The sequence below is a fragment of the Parapusillimonas sp. JC17 genome (genome assembly GCF_052180245.1).
Classification (GTDB): Bacteria; Pseudomonadota; Gammaproteobacteria; order Burkholderiales; family Burkholderiaceae_B; genus Parapusillimonas.
Genome location: NZ_CP197474.1, coordinates 4151024 through 4166656 on the forward strand (window position 1 = coordinate 4151024; position 15633 = coordinate 4166656).

The 15633-nt window shown below is 62.5% G+C and carries 14 protein-coding genes; 1 reads left to right on the forward strand and 13 read right to left on the reverse strand.

Annotation, left to right across the window (positions count from 1 at the left end; translation table 11 throughout):
- Positions 1-24 precede the first annotated feature (24 nt).
- From ACSBPU_RS20025 to ACSBPU_RS20065, 9 genes are all read right to left on the reverse strand, one after another.
- Positions 25-1476: an N-acyl-D-amino-acid deacylase family protein gene (locus ACSBPU_RS20025; protein ID WP_442593565.1), complete on the reverse strand. Its 1452-nt coding sequence runs from the start codon at positions 1474-1476 to the stop codon at positions 25-27.
- 39 nt (positions 1477-1515) lie between these two features.
- Positions 1516-2511, reverse strand: coding sequence for an ABC transporter ATP-binding protein (locus tag ACSBPU_RS20030; protein WP_442593567.1), 996 nt, complete (start codon positions 2509-2511; stop codon positions 1516-1518).
- A gap of 12 nt (positions 2512-2523) precedes the next feature.
- Positions 2524-3516 (reverse strand): ABC transporter ATP-binding protein, encoded by a 993-nt coding sequence (locus ACSBPU_RS20035; RefSeq protein ID WP_442593569.1) that lies wholly within the window; start codon positions 3514-3516, stop codon positions 2524-2526.
- Positions 3517-3525: 9 nt separating this feature from the next.
- Positions 3526-4368, reverse strand: a complete 843-nt coding sequence (locus ACSBPU_RS20040) for an ABC transporter permease (RefSeq protein WP_442593571.1) — start codon at positions 4366-4368, stop codon at positions 3526-3528.
- A 29-nt stretch (positions 4369-4397) separates the two neighbouring features.
- Positions 4398-5291, reverse strand: coding sequence for an ABC transporter permease (locus tag ACSBPU_RS20045; RefSeq protein ID WP_442593573.1), 894 nt, complete (start codon positions 5289-5291; stop codon positions 4398-4400).
- Between the two features lie 93 nt (positions 5292-5384).
- The gene (locus ACSBPU_RS20050) at positions 5385-6968 is read right to left on the reverse strand and encodes an ABC transporter substrate-binding protein (RefSeq protein WP_442593575.1); all 1584 of its coding nucleotides are present in this window, start codon (positions 6966-6968) and stop codon (positions 5385-5387) included.
- Positions 6969-6990: 22 nt separating this feature from the next.
- Entirely contained in the window at positions 6991-8463 is a 1473-nt protein-coding gene (locus ACSBPU_RS20055) for a M81 family metallopeptidase (RefSeq protein ID WP_442593577.1), read from the reverse strand.
- A gap of 21 nt (positions 8464-8484) precedes the next feature.
- Complete coding sequence (locus tag ACSBPU_RS20060; protein ID WP_442593579.1) at positions 8485-8850, reverse strand: RidA family protein; 366 nt, start codon at positions 8848-8850, stop codon at positions 8485-8487.
- A gap of 44 nt (positions 8851-8894) precedes the next feature.
- Positions 8895-10049, reverse strand: coding sequence for an NAD(P)/FAD-dependent oxidoreductase (locus tag ACSBPU_RS20065; protein WP_442593581.1), 1155 nt, complete (start codon positions 10047-10049; stop codon positions 8895-8897).
- A gap of 269 nt (positions 10050-10318) precedes the next feature.
- On the opposite strand from ACSBPU_RS20065, the gene ACSBPU_RS20070 reads away from it, so the two are divergent.
- Positions 10319-11251, forward strand: a complete 933-nt coding sequence (locus ACSBPU_RS20070; RefSeq protein WP_442598447.1) for a pirin family protein — start codon at positions 10319-10321, stop codon at positions 11249-11251.
- A gap of 10 nt (positions 11252-11261) precedes the next feature.
- Here ACSBPU_RS20070 and ACSBPU_RS20075 read toward each other — a convergent pair whose 3' ends face one another.
- The 4 genes from ACSBPU_RS20075 to ACSBPU_RS20090 form a co-directional block, all read right to left on the reverse strand.
- The gene (locus ACSBPU_RS20075; protein WP_442593583.1) at positions 11262-12470 is read right to left on the reverse strand and encodes a CaiB/BaiF CoA transferase family protein; all 1209 of its coding nucleotides are present in this window, start codon (positions 12468-12470) and stop codon (positions 11262-11264) included.
- 18 nt (positions 12471-12488) lie between these two features.
- Positions 12489-13727 (reverse strand): MFS transporter, encoded by a 1239-nt coding sequence (locus ACSBPU_RS20080; protein WP_442593585.1) that lies wholly within the window; start codon positions 13725-13727, stop codon positions 12489-12491.
- A 211-nt stretch (positions 13728-13938) separates the two neighbouring features.
- Positions 13939-14430 (reverse strand): hypothetical protein, encoded by a 492-nt coding sequence (locus ACSBPU_RS20085; RefSeq protein WP_442593587.1) that lies wholly within the window; start codon positions 14428-14430, stop codon positions 13939-13941.
- A 218-nt stretch (positions 14431-14648) separates the two neighbouring features.
- Complete coding sequence (locus ACSBPU_RS20090; protein ID WP_442593589.1) at positions 14649-15542, reverse strand: LysR family transcriptional regulator ArgP; 894 nt, start codon at positions 15540-15542, stop codon at positions 14649-14651.
- Positions 15543-15633: the final 91 nt, after the last annotated feature.

Consider the following 15633-nt stretch of genomic DNA (forward strand, 5'->3'; position numbering starts at 1 on the left):
ATCATCCTCCTATGAGTATTGTGTTCAGGAACGTTGCAGGACACGGCCGGCGTACTGGCCGGTGAAATGCGTTTCGGCATCCCACACCTTGTTTCCATTGACGTAAACGTGGTGGATGCCGCGCGAGCGCTCCATGGGCGTCTCGAAGGTCGCGGCGTCCGCCACCGTGGCCGGGTCGAAAACGACCAGGTCGGCAAAAGCGTCTTGCTGGATGACACCGCGCCCGGCCAGGCCGAAGCGGCCGGCCGGGAGGCCCGTCATTTTCCAGACCGCCGTCTCGATGGGAAACAAGCCAAGGTCGCGGCTGTAATGGCCAAGCACGCGGGGAAAGGTGCCCCACAGACGCGGGTGCGGATGGGTATCGTGCGGCAGGCCATCAGAACCGATCATGGTGTCCGGAAACGCCATGATGCGCTGGACGTCGTCCTCGTCCATCATGAAGTAGATGGCGCCGGCGGGCATGAGTTCGTCGACCGCGTCCCAACGGTCCTTGCCCAGTTCACGGGCAATGTCGTCCAGGTCTCGTCCGGTGTATTCCGGATGCGGCTTGCACCAGGTGATGATGGTCTTGGCGGAGAGCAGCGCACGGTCCTTCTTGAGCATGGTGGAGCCCGCCACGTAGGGATAGGCATCCAGCGATATTTCCTGCGTCTTCATGGCTTCGGCAATGATGGCCAGCGTTTCGCCGGAGCGGCCGAAGTTCTGCTTGCCCATCAGTTTGTGGTGCGAGATGACCACCGGCACGTCGAGCTCTTTTCCGATCCGGAAGGTTTCGTTCAGGGCGGCGACGATCTCATCGCCCTCGTCGCGCATGTGAGTCGCATAGACCCCATTGTGTTCGGTCAGGGGCTGGCAGACCTGGATGATCTCTTCGGTCGTCGCATGCGCGGCAGGCGGGTAGAAGGTGCCGGTGGAGATGCCGATTGCGCCGGCCTCCATGCCTTCACGCGCCAGTTCGCGCATGCGTTCGATTTCATCCGGCGTCGCGTTGCGTTCCAAGTCGCTCATGACCGCGGCCCGCAAGGTGGAATGCCCCAGCATGCAGGCGCAGTTGAGCGCGGGAGGAGACTCCCTCAGCGCATTCAGGTAGTCGGCGAAAGTCGAAAATGCATAGCTGCCGCCCACATCCAGCAAGTCGAGAGGAGACGGAGGGCTTTCATGGAGCAAAGGCGCCAGACTGATGCCGCAATTCCCCGTGATGACCGTGGTCACCCCTTGGGAGATCTTGGGCTCCATCTCGGGCTTGCGTAGCAGCAGATTGTCGTCGTGCGTGTGCGAATCGATGAAGCCCGGCGACACTGCCAGGCCGGATACGTCCTCGCGACGGGCCGCGGTCGCTCCGGACAGATCGCCAATGGCGGCGATGCGATCGCCCCGCACGCCGATATCGGCCGCATACGGCGGTGTGTTGGTGCCATCGATCACCAGACCGCCGGACAAGATGAAATCGAACGACTCTGACTGTTCACTGCTCATGCTTCCACTCCTGAATGGCGGGGCCGGCTGCCCCGACCGCTATGCAAAATGACACGCCACCACATGGTCCGCACTGAAGCGGCGAACCTCGGGCTGGGCTTGGGCGCACACCGCCTGAGCGTTCGGGCAACGGGTCCGGAAGGCGCAGCCGGACGGCGGCGACAAGGGACTGGGAATCTCGCCCGAAAGCCGCAGCGCCTTGGGCTGGTTACGGCTCTCTTCTGAAAAACGCGGCACCGCCGCCATGAGCGCCTTGGTGTAGGGATGGCGCGGCGTATTGAAGATCTCGTCGCGCGTACCGACCTCCACCATGCGTCCCAGGTACATGACCGCCACCTTGTGGCTAAGGTGCCGCACGACGCTCAAGTCGTGGGAAATGAAGAGATACGTCAGACGCAGGGTTCTCTGCAGATCCACGAGCAAATTGATGACCTGTGCCTGCACCGATACGTCCAAGGCCGACACCGGCTCGTCGCATACGATGAAATCGGGTTCCAGGGCCAAGGCCCGCGCGATCACCAAGCGCTGCCGTTGCCCGCCGGAAAACTGGTGTGGATACTTGTCCAGCGAATCGGGTTTGAGGCTGACGAGGCGCAGCAATTCTTCCAGGCGCGCCTCCACCTGTGCCGACGGCACCGAGAAGTTGCGCAGCGGCTCTGCAAGGATGGATCGCACCCTCATGCGGGGGTTCATCGAAGAATAAGGATCCTGGAAAATGAACTGAATCTTCTTTCTGAGTTCGCGCAGCGCCCCGCTTTTCAGGCGACCCACGTCCCTGCCCTCGAACACCACCTGGCCTTCCGTTGGCTCGAGCAGTCGCGCCAGGCAGCGCCCCAAGGTGGACTTTCCACAGCCCGATTCACCCACGATGCTGAAGGTTTCGCCTTTTTTCACTGTGAAGGAAACGTCGCTGACCGCATTCAGGACCGCGCTTTTTCCCTGGCTTTTGATCGTGAAGCGCTTGCTGAGTCCAACGACTTCCATCTGGACTTCACCGCCCTGCAAAGCACCCATGTTTTCCTGAGACATATCCATTACTCGTGATTTCTACAATGGAGGCCGCGACGAGGCGGCCCGGCACCAGTATTGGTGCACATCGCCCGCCTGAAGCACTATGGGCGCCTTGGTTTCGCATGCGGCAATGGAGCGCTCGCAACGCGACGAGAAGGCACAACCTGTGGCGGCGGGCGTGATGGTGGGTACGATGCCGGGCAGCTCGGCCAGGCGCTGCTGCTCGGCGTCCGTGTCAACGAAGGCGGGCAGCGACCGGATCAGCGCCTGCGTGTAAGGATGCTGGGCCCGGTACAGGACGTCGGACACCCGGCCTTCCTCGACCTTGGACCCGGCGTACATCACCATGACGCGGTCACAGGACTCAGCCACCACGCCCAGGTCGTGTGTGATCAGGACGATGGCCGTGCCCAGCTGCTGCTGGATATCCTTCAGGATCTGCAGGATCTGCGCCTGGATGGTCACGTCCAGCGCGGTGGTGGGTTCGTCGGCAATCAACAGCCGGGGCTTGCAGGCCAGGGCGATCGCGATCATGACGCGCTGGCGCATGCCGCCGGACAGTTCGTAGGGGTAGTTGGCCAGGCGCTTCTTCGGATCCGAGACCTGGACCAGCTCCAGCAGGCCCTGGGCGTCGACCAGCGCCTGCTTGTAGGTCTTGCCCTGGTGCAGCACGATGGACTCGGCGATCTGCCGGCCCACCGTGAACACCGGGTTCAGCGAGGTCATGGGTTCCTGGAAGATCATCGACAGCTTGTTGCCGCGAATCCCGCGCATCTGCTTCTCGCTGAGCCTCAGTAGATCCCTGCCCTCGAAGTCGATGGATCCCGAAACCACGCGTGCCGATTTGGCCAGCAGCCGCATGATGGCCAGCGAAGTCACGCTTTTCCCGCAACCGGACTCACCCACGATGCCCAGCGTCTCGCCTGCGCGCACATGGAAGGAAAGATCGTTCACCGCCACGACTGTGCGATCGAAGCCTTCGAAATGCACGCTCAGCCTGTCGACGCTCAGTATGTTCTTGTCACTCATTGCCATGCCCTAGATTTTCTTCGCCAGTTTGGGGTCCAGCATGTCGCGCAGCCCGTCTCCCAGCATGTTCACCGCCAGCACCGTCACGGCAAGGAAAATGCCCGGGAACAAAATGATGTGGAAGGCGATGGAAAGGAAGTTGCGTCCGTCCGCCATGATGTTCCCCCAGCTTGGTGTCTGCGGTGGAATTCCCACGCCCAGGAAGCTCAGCACCGCTTCGGTGATGATGGCCGAGGCGGCGATGAAGGTGGCCTGCACCATCAGCGGCGCAAACAGATTGGGCAAGATGTGCATGGCCAGGATCTTGTGCGTACGCGTGCCGACGGCCTTGGCGGCCTCGACATAGGGCTGGTTGCGTATGGACACCACCAGAGCGCGTACCAGGCGCACCACACGAGGCACTTCGGGAATGATGATGGCGATGATGACGGTCACGAGGCCGCCCTTGAATACGGCCATGAGCGCAATGGCGAGCAAGATGTTGGGGATGGCCATCAGGCCGTCCATGATGCGCATGATGACCATGTCAAGCTTTGAAAAATACCCGGCCAGCATGCCGATCAGCACGCCCAGCACCACGCTGACGATGGCGACGGCGACGCCCACCACGAGCGACACGCGGGCGCCCCAGACGACACGCGCATAGACATCTCGTCCCAGCGCATCCGTGCCGAAGATATGCTGCGCGGACGGCGGCTTCATCCGCGCCAGAGGGTTGATGTCCAGCGGGTTGATGCTGGACATCAGGGGCGCGAAGATCGCGACCACGGTCAGCAACGCCAGCACCGCGATCCCGAAGTACATGGTGGGCTGCATGCGGAACATGGCCCAGAGCTTTCTTCTTGTACTCATAAAACCTATGGCTTGTGTTTGCATGGCGCTCAGCGGTCCATACGGGGGTCGAACAGCCTGTAGCTCAGGTCGACGACCAGATTGATCAGTACGTAGACCGCCGAGGCGATCAGCAGCACGCCCTGTATGACAGGGTAATCATGGCGCAGCACGGCATCCACGGTCAGTCGCCCCAGGCCGGGTATGGCGAAGACGGTTTCCGTGACCACCACGCCGCCGATCAGCATGGCGATGCCCACGCCCACCGTCGTCACGATGGGATTGGCGGCGTTCTTGAGCGCATGCCAGATCACGAGGCGCGCGCCCAGGCCTTTGGCCTTGGCCGTACGGATGTAGTCCTCGCCCAGGGCCTCCAGCATGGTGGCGCGGGTCATGCGCGTCAGCAGCGCCATATAGACCAGCCCCAGGGAAAGACAGGGAAGCAGCAGGTGATTGAAGTAAGCGGCCGCCCCCGCCGAGAACGACTTGTAGCCCTGCACCGGCAGCAGGCCCATCTTGATCGACAGCACGTAGACCAGCCCATAGCCGATAAGAAACACGGGTATGGAGAAGGCCATGACCGACGCCAGCATGATGAGCCGGTCGGTGATCGAGCCCGCCTTCCACGCCGCTACCACCCCGAGCGGCACGGCGAACAGCACCGCAAAAAGTATGGTGAACAGCGCGATGGACAGCGTTGGGCCCATGCGCTGGTAGATGAGTGTGGAGACGGGAACGTTGGTGGACGTCGAGACCCCCAAGTTGCCCGTCAGGACGTTGCCGCTCCAGCTCAGGAACTGCTCCAGCAGCGGCTTGTCCAGGCCCATGGCGGCACGGATCTTTTCCACGTCTTCGACGGTGGCGTTGTCTCCGGCCAGCACGGCCGCCGGATCGCCCGGCGACAGATGAGTCAGCAGGAAAACAAATACCGCAACGACAACCATTACCGGAATTGTCGCGATCAGTCTTCGCAATACATATAACAACTCAAGACTCCTTGTTCTGTTTTCCTGCCGGCCCGCGCCGGAAAGCCCGGCTTACTTCTTCTCGACATTCCACATGACCGGGATGCCGCTCTTCATGAGGTCGACATTGCTCAGCCCGCGCGTGGCGATGACGGGCTTGAACTCGCCCCACATCACATAGGGAACGACTTCGTAGGCCTGCGCCTGGATCTGGGCAGCCAGTTCCTTGCTCTTTTCGGCATCGCCCTCTGCAATCCACTTGGCACGCAGTTCGTCCAGTTTCTCGTCGCAAGGCCAGCCCGGCAAGCCGTTGCCGCAAGGCGCGGACAGCCACGGATTGGTCACCGGCGTGCCGGCATCGAAATAGCCGCCGTGCGTGATGAAGATGTTCCAGCCGCCTTCTGCGGGAGGATCCTTCTTGAGGCGGCGTGCCGCCACGGAGGCCCAGTCCATGGCCTGCAGGTCGACGTTGATGCCGGCCTTCTCGAGCGCTTGGGCCAGCACCAGGTTCGCGGGCGAGTTCACGTTGTCGGTGGGGTAAAGGATGACGACTTTCTCGCCCTTGTACCCGGCTTCCTTGAACAAGGCCTTGGCCTTCTCCACGTTGGGCGTCTTGAAGGGCTCGGCACCGGCGTCCGTGGCATAGGGCGAACTGCAGGTGTACATGGAACCGCAGTAGTCGGTACGGTATTTCTCGCCATAGCCGACCGCCGACACGAACTCGACCTGGTTCACCAGGTGGTACATGGCCTGGCGGGCCTTCGCGTTATTGAACGGAGGGAACAAGTGGTTAGGGACGATCATGCCTTGCGAAGCCACGGAAGGCGTCAGCGTGATCTCGGAGTTGGCTTCCAGCACCGGCAGGAAGTCAGGCGTCACGCTTTCGATCATGTCGACTTCGCCGTTTTGCAGCGCGGCCGCCGCCGTGTTGGCATCGGGGATGTAGATCCACTCGACGCGATCGACCTTGACCACCTTGCCACCCGCCAAGCCGTCAGCCGGCTCGGACCGCGGGACGTAGTTGGGGTTCTTGACGTACACCACCTTGTTGCCCGGCACCCATTCTTCTTTCTTGAACAGGAAGGGACCGGAGCCGACCATTTCGGTCACGGGGACGCTCGGGTCGGTGTCCGCCAGGCGCTTGGGCATGATGAACAGCGGCATGCCGGACGGCTTGGACAAGGCGGCAAGCACCAGGCCAAAGGGCTGCTCGAGCGTCAGCTCAAACGTCTTGTCGTCGACGATCTTGAACTTCGCGCCCGCTTTCATCAATAGGCGGCCCAGCGTGTCTTTCTTGGCCCAGCGCTCGATCGATGCCACGCAGTCGGCCGCGGTCACGGGTGTGCCGTCGTTGAACTGCAGTTTGTCGCGCAATGTGAAGGACCACTGCATGCCGTCTTCCGACTTCTTCCAGCTGTCCACCATTTGCGGATGGACTTCGCCCTTGCTGTCCTGCGAAAACAGTGTGTCGAACACCATGTAGCCGTGATTGCGGGTGATGTAGGCGGTATTGAAGAGCGGATCCAGCGTCTTCAGGTCGGCGGTGGGCGCAAGGCGCACGGTGGTGGCGGACAATGCGGCGCCGCTGGACATCAGCAGGCCACTGGCCAGCATGCCGGCGGCGAGCGCCTTCATGCTCATGGATTTGAATTTCATTACGTGTTCTCCCAGTATTGATTTAATTGGATGCAGCACATTGAACGGCCGGCGTGGTCAGTGGCCATTTCGGATAAACCAGCTTCTTGAAAGGCAGCGTGCTGATGTCTGACGTCACCGATCCGGGCGTACCCAGGTAGATCACCTGCGCGGCCACCTTTGAAAAATCGGCATAGAAGTGCTGCGAAGACTTCACCACAATGAACTTCTGCGCGGCCAGGTCGATGCCGAATTGCGTGAACAGATCGCGGCCGATGGCCTGGTTGCGCACGCTGGTCAGCACCAGCGTGATGCCTTCGGTCTCGACGACCGCCACATCGCCCAGCAGGGACGGCGTATTGGACAAGCCGGTCATGTAGGCGTCGCGGCGCAGCGCCTTGACGGTGCAGACCGCATCCACCGGCTGGCCGGACGCTTCGGACACCTTGCCACCGATGCGAAGCTTGAGAACGGCGCCTTCTCCGGCGTTGAGGCATAGGCCCACGGCGCCCGGATCCCATACCGGGCCGATGACGGCGTCGCGTACCTTGTGTTCAAGGAAATCGGCAAAGACGAATGTGGAATCGCTGCCCGCGCCGCCGCCGGCATTGTCGGCGGAGTCGGCCAGCACGGCCGGATGGAGTTTGTTTTCGGCGACGATTCGCAGTGCTTCAACGGTCGTCGGATTGGGCGTTTGCAGCGCATCGCGGAAACCGATGATCTCCTGGCCCAGGCTTTCCGCCAGTTGCTGTGCCCTGGCGGGGTCGCCGTCGGTGTAGACCAGCACCTTGCTGCCCATGCCCGGCACGTCTCCCCACGGGAAGCCGTGAGCAATCGAAATCGACAGGGTGCCGGGCTCCTGCTCCATCTGCAGCAATCGGTCGACGAAGCTGCGCATGGGCTCGCGGCTGGTATGCATGATGGAAATCATCTCGCAGTCGTAGACGCCCAATGCCGGGTTGGTCTTGCCCTGGTGCTTCGCCACGCAAAGGTCGACCAGATCGTAGGCGCGCTCGAGGATATCGGTGTGCGGATATTCCTTGAAGCACACCAGAAAATCGGCGTTTTCGTACATCAGCGGCGTCATGTGGCAATGCGGATCGAGCTCCGCGCCGACGACCACGCCGGGTCCGACGATTTCACGGACGCGGGAAATCAGCTCGCCTTCGCAGTCGTCGTAGCCGTCGGCCACCATGGCGCCATGCAGTCCCAGCACCACGATGTCGACTTTCCCCGCATTCCGGAGGTCTTGCAGAATCTCGTCCCGCAGCGTCTCGAACGCATAGCGCGTCGTCAGGCCGGCCGGCACGGCGCCTGCCACCGCACCTTCGATTACCGTCCAGCCGTGCTCCTTCGCGCGCTGGCGCGCCGCCCACAGAGGCCCCGAGAACTGCAGCATATTGTCCGGATGCTGGCCGGCCGGATAGTAGCCGCGATCCTTGAAAGAATCGATGCCTGTCGGTATTGGCGAAAACGTATTGGTTTCGGTCGACAGCGAAGCGGTGAAAATCCGCATGTTTTTCGTCTCCTATTTGAATCAGCGATCCAGTGCCTGGATCTCGATTTCCAGATCCACGCCCATGGCAAGCTTTGCCTCGACCGTCGAACGCGTGGGCAGGCCGGCCGTAAAGTAGCGGCGATACTCGTCGTTGAAGTCCGCGAACAGGGCGAGGTCCGACAGCCAGACCGTTGCCTTCACGACATCCTCGAAACCCAGCCCGACCTCGGCCAGGCTGTCTTTCAGGCGTTCCATGACGGCCTGGGTTTGCGCCTTGATGTCGCCCTTGACCACCTGGCCGTTGGCGTCCATGGGGATCTGCCCCGAAAAGAAGACGAAGCCGCCCGCGCGCACGATGCGCGAAAAAGGCAGGCCCAAGGGAGACTCATAGCGTTGAATTGACATGATCCATTACCTATCTGTTCGTGTTGTTCGTGATTCGGCCTTGTTCAGGCGGCAAAGCGTGAAGGTGAGACGAGAGCGGCATCCAGATTCTCTGCCCTCAGCGAAGGGTCGAGATCCTCTCTCAGGACCAGGTTGGACGCCAGCAGCGAAGCGCCCGGCGAGGTCTGGATGCCATATCCCCCCTGCCCGACCAGCCAGAAAAAGCCGCTGGCCTTGCCGTCCCAGCCGATGACGAAATCGCCATCGGACACGAAGGAACGCAAGCCAGCCCAGGTATGATTGGGACGGCGGATCTGTAGCGTGGTGGCCGACGTGATGCGGTCTATACCGACCGCGATGTCCAGTTCCTCGGCCACGACATCGTGCGGTTCAACCGGATCCGCATTCGCGGGAGAGCCCAACAGCTGGCCCGCGTCGGGCTTGAAATAGAAGGATTCATCTATGCCCACGACCGCCGGCCAGTGCTCGATGCCCGGCCATGCGCCATCGGCGTCGCCCGCCGCCTTGAAGGTGAACGCGCTGCGGCGCTTGGGCTGCAGGCCGATGCGCGAGGCGCCGAACAGGTCGGCCACTTGCTGACCCCAGGCGCCGGCAGCGTTGATGACGACGCGTGCCGTGATCGTATCGCCCGAGGCAAGCTCGACCTTCCAGCCATCGCCATCCCGCTGTGCGCTGCGAACGGCGGCGCCGTAGGAGAATTCCACGCCGGCCTGCTTTGCGCCTTTCAAGAAGCCCTGGAGCAAGGCGTGCACGTCGACGTCCTTGGCATCGACCTCCTCGATGGCACCGATGAGGCCTTCGCCGCGCACGCAGGGAACCCGGGCGACCACCTCGGCGGCGGTCACCGTGCGCACTTCGGCGCCCGTTGCACGCAGCTGTTCAAGCGTATCGGCCAGCAGCGCCTCCTGTCCTTCCCGCGCAATGTAGAGCACGCCGCGGTCGGTCAGCAGGCTGTGTTCGCTGAATCCGGCAGGCGGCGATTCGAAGAAGGAGCGACTGGCCCGCGTGAGTGCGCGTATGGTGGGCGTGCCGTAGGTTTCCATGAACATGGCCGCCGACCGGCCCGACGAATGGTAGCCGGCCTGGCTCTCCGCCTCGACCACCTTGATCGCGCCGCGTTCCCTGAGCCGGTAGGCCAGCGAGGCTCCCGCCATGCCCGCACCGATAATCAGATAGTCATACACCTTCGCGCCTGCCATGAAACCCTTCCTTTTTCCAGCAAATCGAATTATCAAAAATGAGAATTCTCTAAAACGAGAATCTTCCACGTTCGCGGAATGGCGGTCAAGCGGACTTTGACGGGGTTTACCCTTAGCTGGTGTGATTTGAGGGGGGGTCAGACCCCGTACGGGGTCTGACCCCGTGAACTTGCCGGCCGGGTCATGAGGGGTCAGACCCCGTATGGGGTCAGACCCCGGCTCATAGGGTCCGGCCCCGGCTACACTATGCGAATGCCATCCTCGGAGACATCGCCATGACCGACCAACTTCCTGAAGACAGCGCGCTTGAGATCGTCGTCGTGCCCCGCAGCCACGATCTGGGCGACAACTTCGAAGTCCGGCGCGCCCTGCCCTCGCGGCAGCGCCGCATGGTGGGACCCTTCGTATTCCTGGATCAGATGGGCCCCCATGTCTTCGCGCCGGGCCGGGGGCTGGACGTCCGCCCCCACCCTCACATCGGCCTGGCCACCGTGACGTATCTGTTCGAAGGCGAGATCATGCATCGCGACAGTGTGGGCAGCGTCCAGGCCATCCAGCCGGGCGATGTCAATTGGATGACGGCGGGCAGCGGTATCGTTCATTCCGAGCGGACGGGGACACAGGCGCGCGAGCTGACATCAGCGCTATACGGCTTGCAATGCTGGGTGGCGCTTCCCAAGGCCCATGAAGAATGCGCGCCCAGCTTCGTCCACGTGGGCAAGGACGCTCTGCCTACGGAGTCCGACACCGGCGTTGCGGCGCGCATCGTGGCCGGCCGTTTCTTCGGCAAGCATTCGACCGTACCCGCCTTGTCGGAGCTGTTTCAGGTCGACGTGCAACTGCTGCCTGGGCATCAGTTGTCCATACCGCCCGAGTATCCCGAACAAGCCATCTACATCGTGCAGGGCACGCTGGACCTGGCCGCGGATGGCCAATATGGCGCGGGACAGTTGCTGGTGCTCAAGCCCGGCAAACAGGTCACGGTGAAGGCGGCCGGCCCCGACCCCGCCCGCTTCGTCATGCTGGGCGGCGAACCCATGGACGGGCCGCGCTACCTGTCCTGGAACTTCGTCTCGAGCTCGGCCGACCGCATCGAGCAGGCCAAGGAAGATTGGCGCCGGCAGCGCTTCGCCGGCGTTCCCGGAGAAACCGAATTCATCCCCATGCCCGATATTCCCGGAAAGCCGGTGCGCTACCCTTGAATCTTCGGCCCTAGGCAATGCCCGCGTCGCGCATGCGCTGATATTGCTCGGGCGTGACGCCGATCTCCTTCAGTACCTCGGCGGTGTGCTGTCCCAGCTCGGGTCCCAGCCAGCGCGTGCCGCCGGGCGTGGCGCTCAGCTTGGGAACAACACCCGGCAAGTCGATGGGCAAGCCGTCCGGCAAGGTGAATCGCTGGATCATTTCGCGGGCGAGGTAGTGTTCGTCCTTGACGATGTCTTCGGCGGTATAGATGCGCCCACTGGGCACAGCGGCCTGTTCCAGCACCTTCAGCACCGTATCCAGGTCGTGGCGCACGGTCCATTCGAGAATCGCGTCGTCGATGAGGTCGACATGGCGGACACGGCCGTCGTTATGCGCCAGCTCGGGATCGAGTGCGAGATCTTCGCGCCCTATGGCCGTCATCAGGCGCTTGAATATCCCATCGCCATTGCCGGCAATGGCCACGTAGTGTCCATCGGCGCACACATAGGTATTGGATGGCGCGATGCCCGGCAGGGAAGAGCCGCTGCGTTCGCGCACATAGCCCTGCGCGGAGTATTCCGGGACGAGGCTTTCCATGACGGCGAAGACCGCCTCGTACAGGGCCACGTCGATGTACTGGCCTTTGCCGCCATTCACCTTCAGGTGGTGCATGGCGATCAGGGCGCCGATGATGCCGTACAAGGATGCCAGCGTATCACCCAGGCTGACGCCGGTACGCACGGGCGCGCGATCCTGGTAGCCGGTTACGTAGCGCAGGCCGCCCATGCATTCCGCAATCGCCGCGAATCCCGGACGCTGGCTTGCCGGACCGGTCTGCCCGTATCCCGAGATGCGCACCATGATGAGATCCGGGTTGATGGCGGAAAGCTGTTCCCATCCCAGGCCCCATTTCTCGAGCGTGCCCGGACGGAAATTCTCGATCACGATGTCTGCTTCGGCAGCCAGCTTGCGCACGACGTCCTGGGCCTCCGGCGCTTTCAGATCGAGCGTCACCGACTTCTTGTTGCGGCTTTGCGTATACCACCATAGCGAAGTGCCGTCGTGCAGCTTGCGCCACTTGCGCAGCGGGTCGCCTTCGCCGGGCGGTTCGATCTTGATCACGTCCGCGCCGAACTGCCCCAGTATCGTGCTTGCGTAAGGCCCTGCGATCAGTGCGCCAAGCTCGATGACCTTGATATCCTTCAGCGGCAGATCCGCATTTTTTTGCTGAGACATCGGAACCCCCATATAGCGTCAGCGCTTGTCGCGCATCCGCAGACTATAAGCGAATGCGCTCGCCAGCAGGCCCAGCCCAAGCGCGCAGATGGCGAATACCCACCGGTAGCTGATGTGATCGATGACCAGGCCGGACAAGCTGACGCCGATCGAGATGCCCAGGAACAGGCAGCCCGCAAACAAGGACATTGCCGTGCCTCGGGCGGCAGGCGCCATCTGCGTGGCCCGGGTTGTCAGGGTGCTGTGCAGCGTGTAGTAGCCGATACCCGCCGCCATGGTCGCCGGCAGCACCCATTCCCAATGATCCAGCACGGCCACGACCAGCCACGAAACGGTCAGCAGCAAGCCGCCCAGCATCGCCATGCCGCCTTCGCTGAATCGCGACAGCAGCTTGCGGGCGCTGAAGGAATACATCATGCCGCCGACGCCATAGAGCGCGACGATGCCGGACGAAACGGAGATGCCGAAGCCGTATTCATCGTGCATGAAAGTCGGCAGGAACGCCATCGCTGAAAATACGAACGCGCCTTCCAGCGTCACGACCACAAGCAGCCAGACCGCCCACAAATTGGTCAGCACGCCGATCATGTCGCGAATGTAGCCATTGCCGGACATCGGCCGCCGCGCTTCCCGGCGGATCGAACGGTCCAGCGACAATGCCAGGCCCACCACCAGGAAGAACACGAACAGCAGGGCGAAGATCCAGCGCCATCCCCAGACATCGGTGATGACACCGGATACCCATTGGCCGGCGATCAGCCCCATGAGTATGGCGGTCAGGTAGCGGGCCATTGCCGCCTGCCGCTCGGCATAGGGGACGGTGTCGCCGATCCAGGCGAGGGACAGCGGAATGATGCCGGCGGCGGCGACCCCCGCCAGCACCCTGGCGATGATGAGCAGGTCCAGCGTGGCGGCGAATACGGCGATCGCATTCCCGACGATGCACAGCAACGCCGCGATCCCGATGACGCGGCGCTTGCCATAGCGGTCTCCCAGGGGGCCGAATATCAATTGCAGGATGCCATAGGCGATGGCGTAGGCTGAAATGGTGTGCGATGCCTGCCCGGCCGTGACATTGAAGTCTTGCGCCAGCGCCGGCAGCATGGGATCGCAGACCCGCATCATGGCGCTGCTTCCGAACCCCGCGAAGCCCAGGGCGAACAGCGCCCGCCTTTCCTGCTGTTGCGAAGCGGCCTGGTTCCCCCCAAGGCCGGTGTTGCCGTCGATGTGCGATTCCTGCGGGTGATTCTGACGCATGCTAGCTAGAGTCTCTGAGTGCTGCCTGTGCGGCCTTCATGGGCCAATGACGTTACTCCTTCTTGGCGGGCGCTGCAAGCGGCCCGGGGTCAGACCCCGTACGGGGTCTGACCCCATGCGGCGATGTTGAAGGGTCAGACCCCGGATGGGGTCTGTCCCCAGAACGCTGCGAACGGGGTCAGACACCATTCGGGGTCTGACCCCTTCTCCTTCATGCCATCATGAGCTGTCCCGCCGTCATGGCTTGCTCGGCGCTCAGGTCGAGCTCGTTCATCAGCTTGGTCAATGCGTTGCTGGCCAGATGCAGAGCGGCCGTCAGCGACATCACCTCGGACTGCAGCATGGCCACGCGCATTTTGCGCTGGTCCGGCTTCATGCGCGTATCAGCCATGGCTTCCTGCAGCTCTCTTTGCTTCTTTTGAAGCTCGGCCCGGATCTCCCGGATGCGCTTTAATGCCTGCTTGACCTGGTCCGGCAGATCGCTGTCGTCGATGTCGCCGTTGGCGTTCCCTTTGCTTCCCGCCGCCGACAGTGTCTTTCCCGCGGGCGACAGGTCGACGTGGATGCCAGAAGACGACCGTCCGCCGACCGCTACACTGCCGCTCCCCGAGGAAGAAATCGTACCGGCCTTGCCGGCGGGCAATGGGGTCGCGCCGGATTCCAGACCCGGCGATATTGCGGGGTTCTTGTCGAGATTGATCATGGACCGCCCACTTTATGTATAGAAGCTCAGCTTCGATAACGGCGCGGGAAATGGACTCTTTAGCGCCGGGAGGGTGTCGGATGGGGTCAGCCCCCATGCGGGGTCTGACCCCGAGCAGAACGGTTCAAGGGTCAGACCCCGAATGGGGTCTGACCCCTGGGCGGTAAGGTTCAAGGGACAGACCCCGACCGGGGTCCGTCCCTCCAGGGTCTGTCCCTTCAGCGCCGGATCAGTTCGGACGAGGCTTCGAGGACTGCCGCCGTGAGCGCGTCCATGGTTTCGGAGTTGATGCGCCAGTGCTGCCAATACAAGGGCACATCTTCCCAGGCCCGGACGCGCAGCGGCACCAGCGTCCCGTCGTCGAGTTCGCGCTGGATCAGAGGAAGCGGATTCATGGTCCATCCCAGGCCTGCCAACGTGGCCTGGACGAAGGCGCGCGACGAGGGCATCCACCAGACCGGAGGGTGCCAGGGCTCGCCCCGTAGAACCTTGGCGGCAAAACGGGCCTGCATGGCATCCTTCCGATTGAAGACCAGAACGGGAGCCACTGCCAGGGTACGCGCGCTGACTCCGGAGGAAAAATAGCGCTCATGGAATTGCGGAGAGCAACTGGCCACATAGCGCATGCGGCCCAGTCCATGAATGCGGCAGCCCTGGACCGGATCGGCGAGCGTGGTGACGGCGCCCAGCACGGCGCCATTGCGCAAGAGCGCCGCGGTGTGATCCTGGTCTTCGGATTGCAAATCGAGCGTGGCGCGGGCCCGATCGGAAAAGATGCGTGCCGCTTTGATGAACCATGTTTCCAGGCTGTCGTGATTGACCGCGACGGCGATGCTGGCGCTTTCGGCCTCGTCTTCCAGGCCGAGGCGGGTCAATGCATCGTGTTCAAGCAGCGCGGCCTGCTCGGCCAAATGAACCAGGATGTGGCCGTCGGCCGTGGCAACGGCGGGCACGCTGCGCTGGACCAGAAGCCGGCCCATGCGTCCTTCCAAAGCCTTGACTCTTTGCGATACCGCCGACGGTGTCACATTGAGGACCGCGGCGGCGCGTTCGAAACTGCCTTCCCGCACGACGGCGGCGAGCGCCCTGAGATTCCCGTGATCTATTCTCATATTAAGAATTTCTTAATCTGATTAAATTAAATTAGCTTCATTTTATACCTTCGATCAACGAGAATATAGTCACATCGCGCGGCTCGCGCGC

Coding starts and splice junctions, on each gene's coding strand:
- ACSBPU_RS20050 (WP_442593575.1), bottom strand. CDS start 6,968: ATGAAATTCAAATCCATGAGCATGAAGGCGCTCGCCGCCGGCATGCTG.
- ACSBPU_RS20060 (WP_442593579.1), bottom strand. CDS start 8,850: ATGTCAATTCAACGCTATGAGTCTCCCTTGGGCCTGCCTTTTTCGCGC.
- ACSBPU_RS20090 (WP_442593589.1), bottom strand. CDS start 15,542: ATGAGAATAGATCACGGGAATCTCAGGGCGCTCGCCGCCGTCGTGCGG.
- ACSBPU_RS20055 (WP_442593577.1), bottom strand. CDS start 8,463: ATGCGGATTTTCACCGCTTCGCTGTCGACCGAAACCAATACGTTTTCG.
- ACSBPU_RS20085 (WP_442593587.1), bottom strand. CDS start 14,430: ATGATCAATCTCGACAAGAACCCCGCAATATCGCCGGGTCTGGAATCC.
- ACSBPU_RS20080 (WP_442593585.1), bottom strand. CDS start 13,727: ATGCGTCAGAATCACCCGCAGGAATCGCACATCGACGGCAACACCGGC.
- ACSBPU_RS20025 (WP_442593565.1), bottom strand. CDS start 1,476: ATGAGCAGTGAACAGTCAGAGTCGTTCGATTTCATCTTGTCCGGCGGT.
- ACSBPU_RS20040 (WP_442593571.1), bottom strand. CDS start 4,368: ATGAGTACAAGAAGAAAGCTCTGGGCCATGTTCCGCATGCAGCCCACC.
- ACSBPU_RS20045 (WP_442593573.1), bottom strand. CDS start 5,291: ATGGTTGTCGTTGCGGTATTTGTTTTCCTGCTGACTCATCTGTCGCCG.
- ACSBPU_RS20075 (WP_442593583.1), bottom strand. CDS start 12,470: ATGTCTCAGCAAAAAAATGCGGATCTGCCGCTGAAGGATATCAAGGTC.
- ACSBPU_RS20065 (WP_442593581.1), bottom strand. CDS start 10,049: ATGGCAGGCGCGAAGGTGTATGACTATCTGATTATCGGTGCGGGCATG.
- ACSBPU_RS20035 (WP_442593569.1), bottom strand. CDS start 3,516: ATGAGTGACAAGAACATACTGAGCGTCGACAGGCTGAGCGTGCATTTC.
- ACSBPU_RS20030 (WP_442593567.1), bottom strand. CDS start 2,511: ATGGATATGTCTCAGGAAAACATGGGTGCTTTGCAGGGCGGTGAAGTC.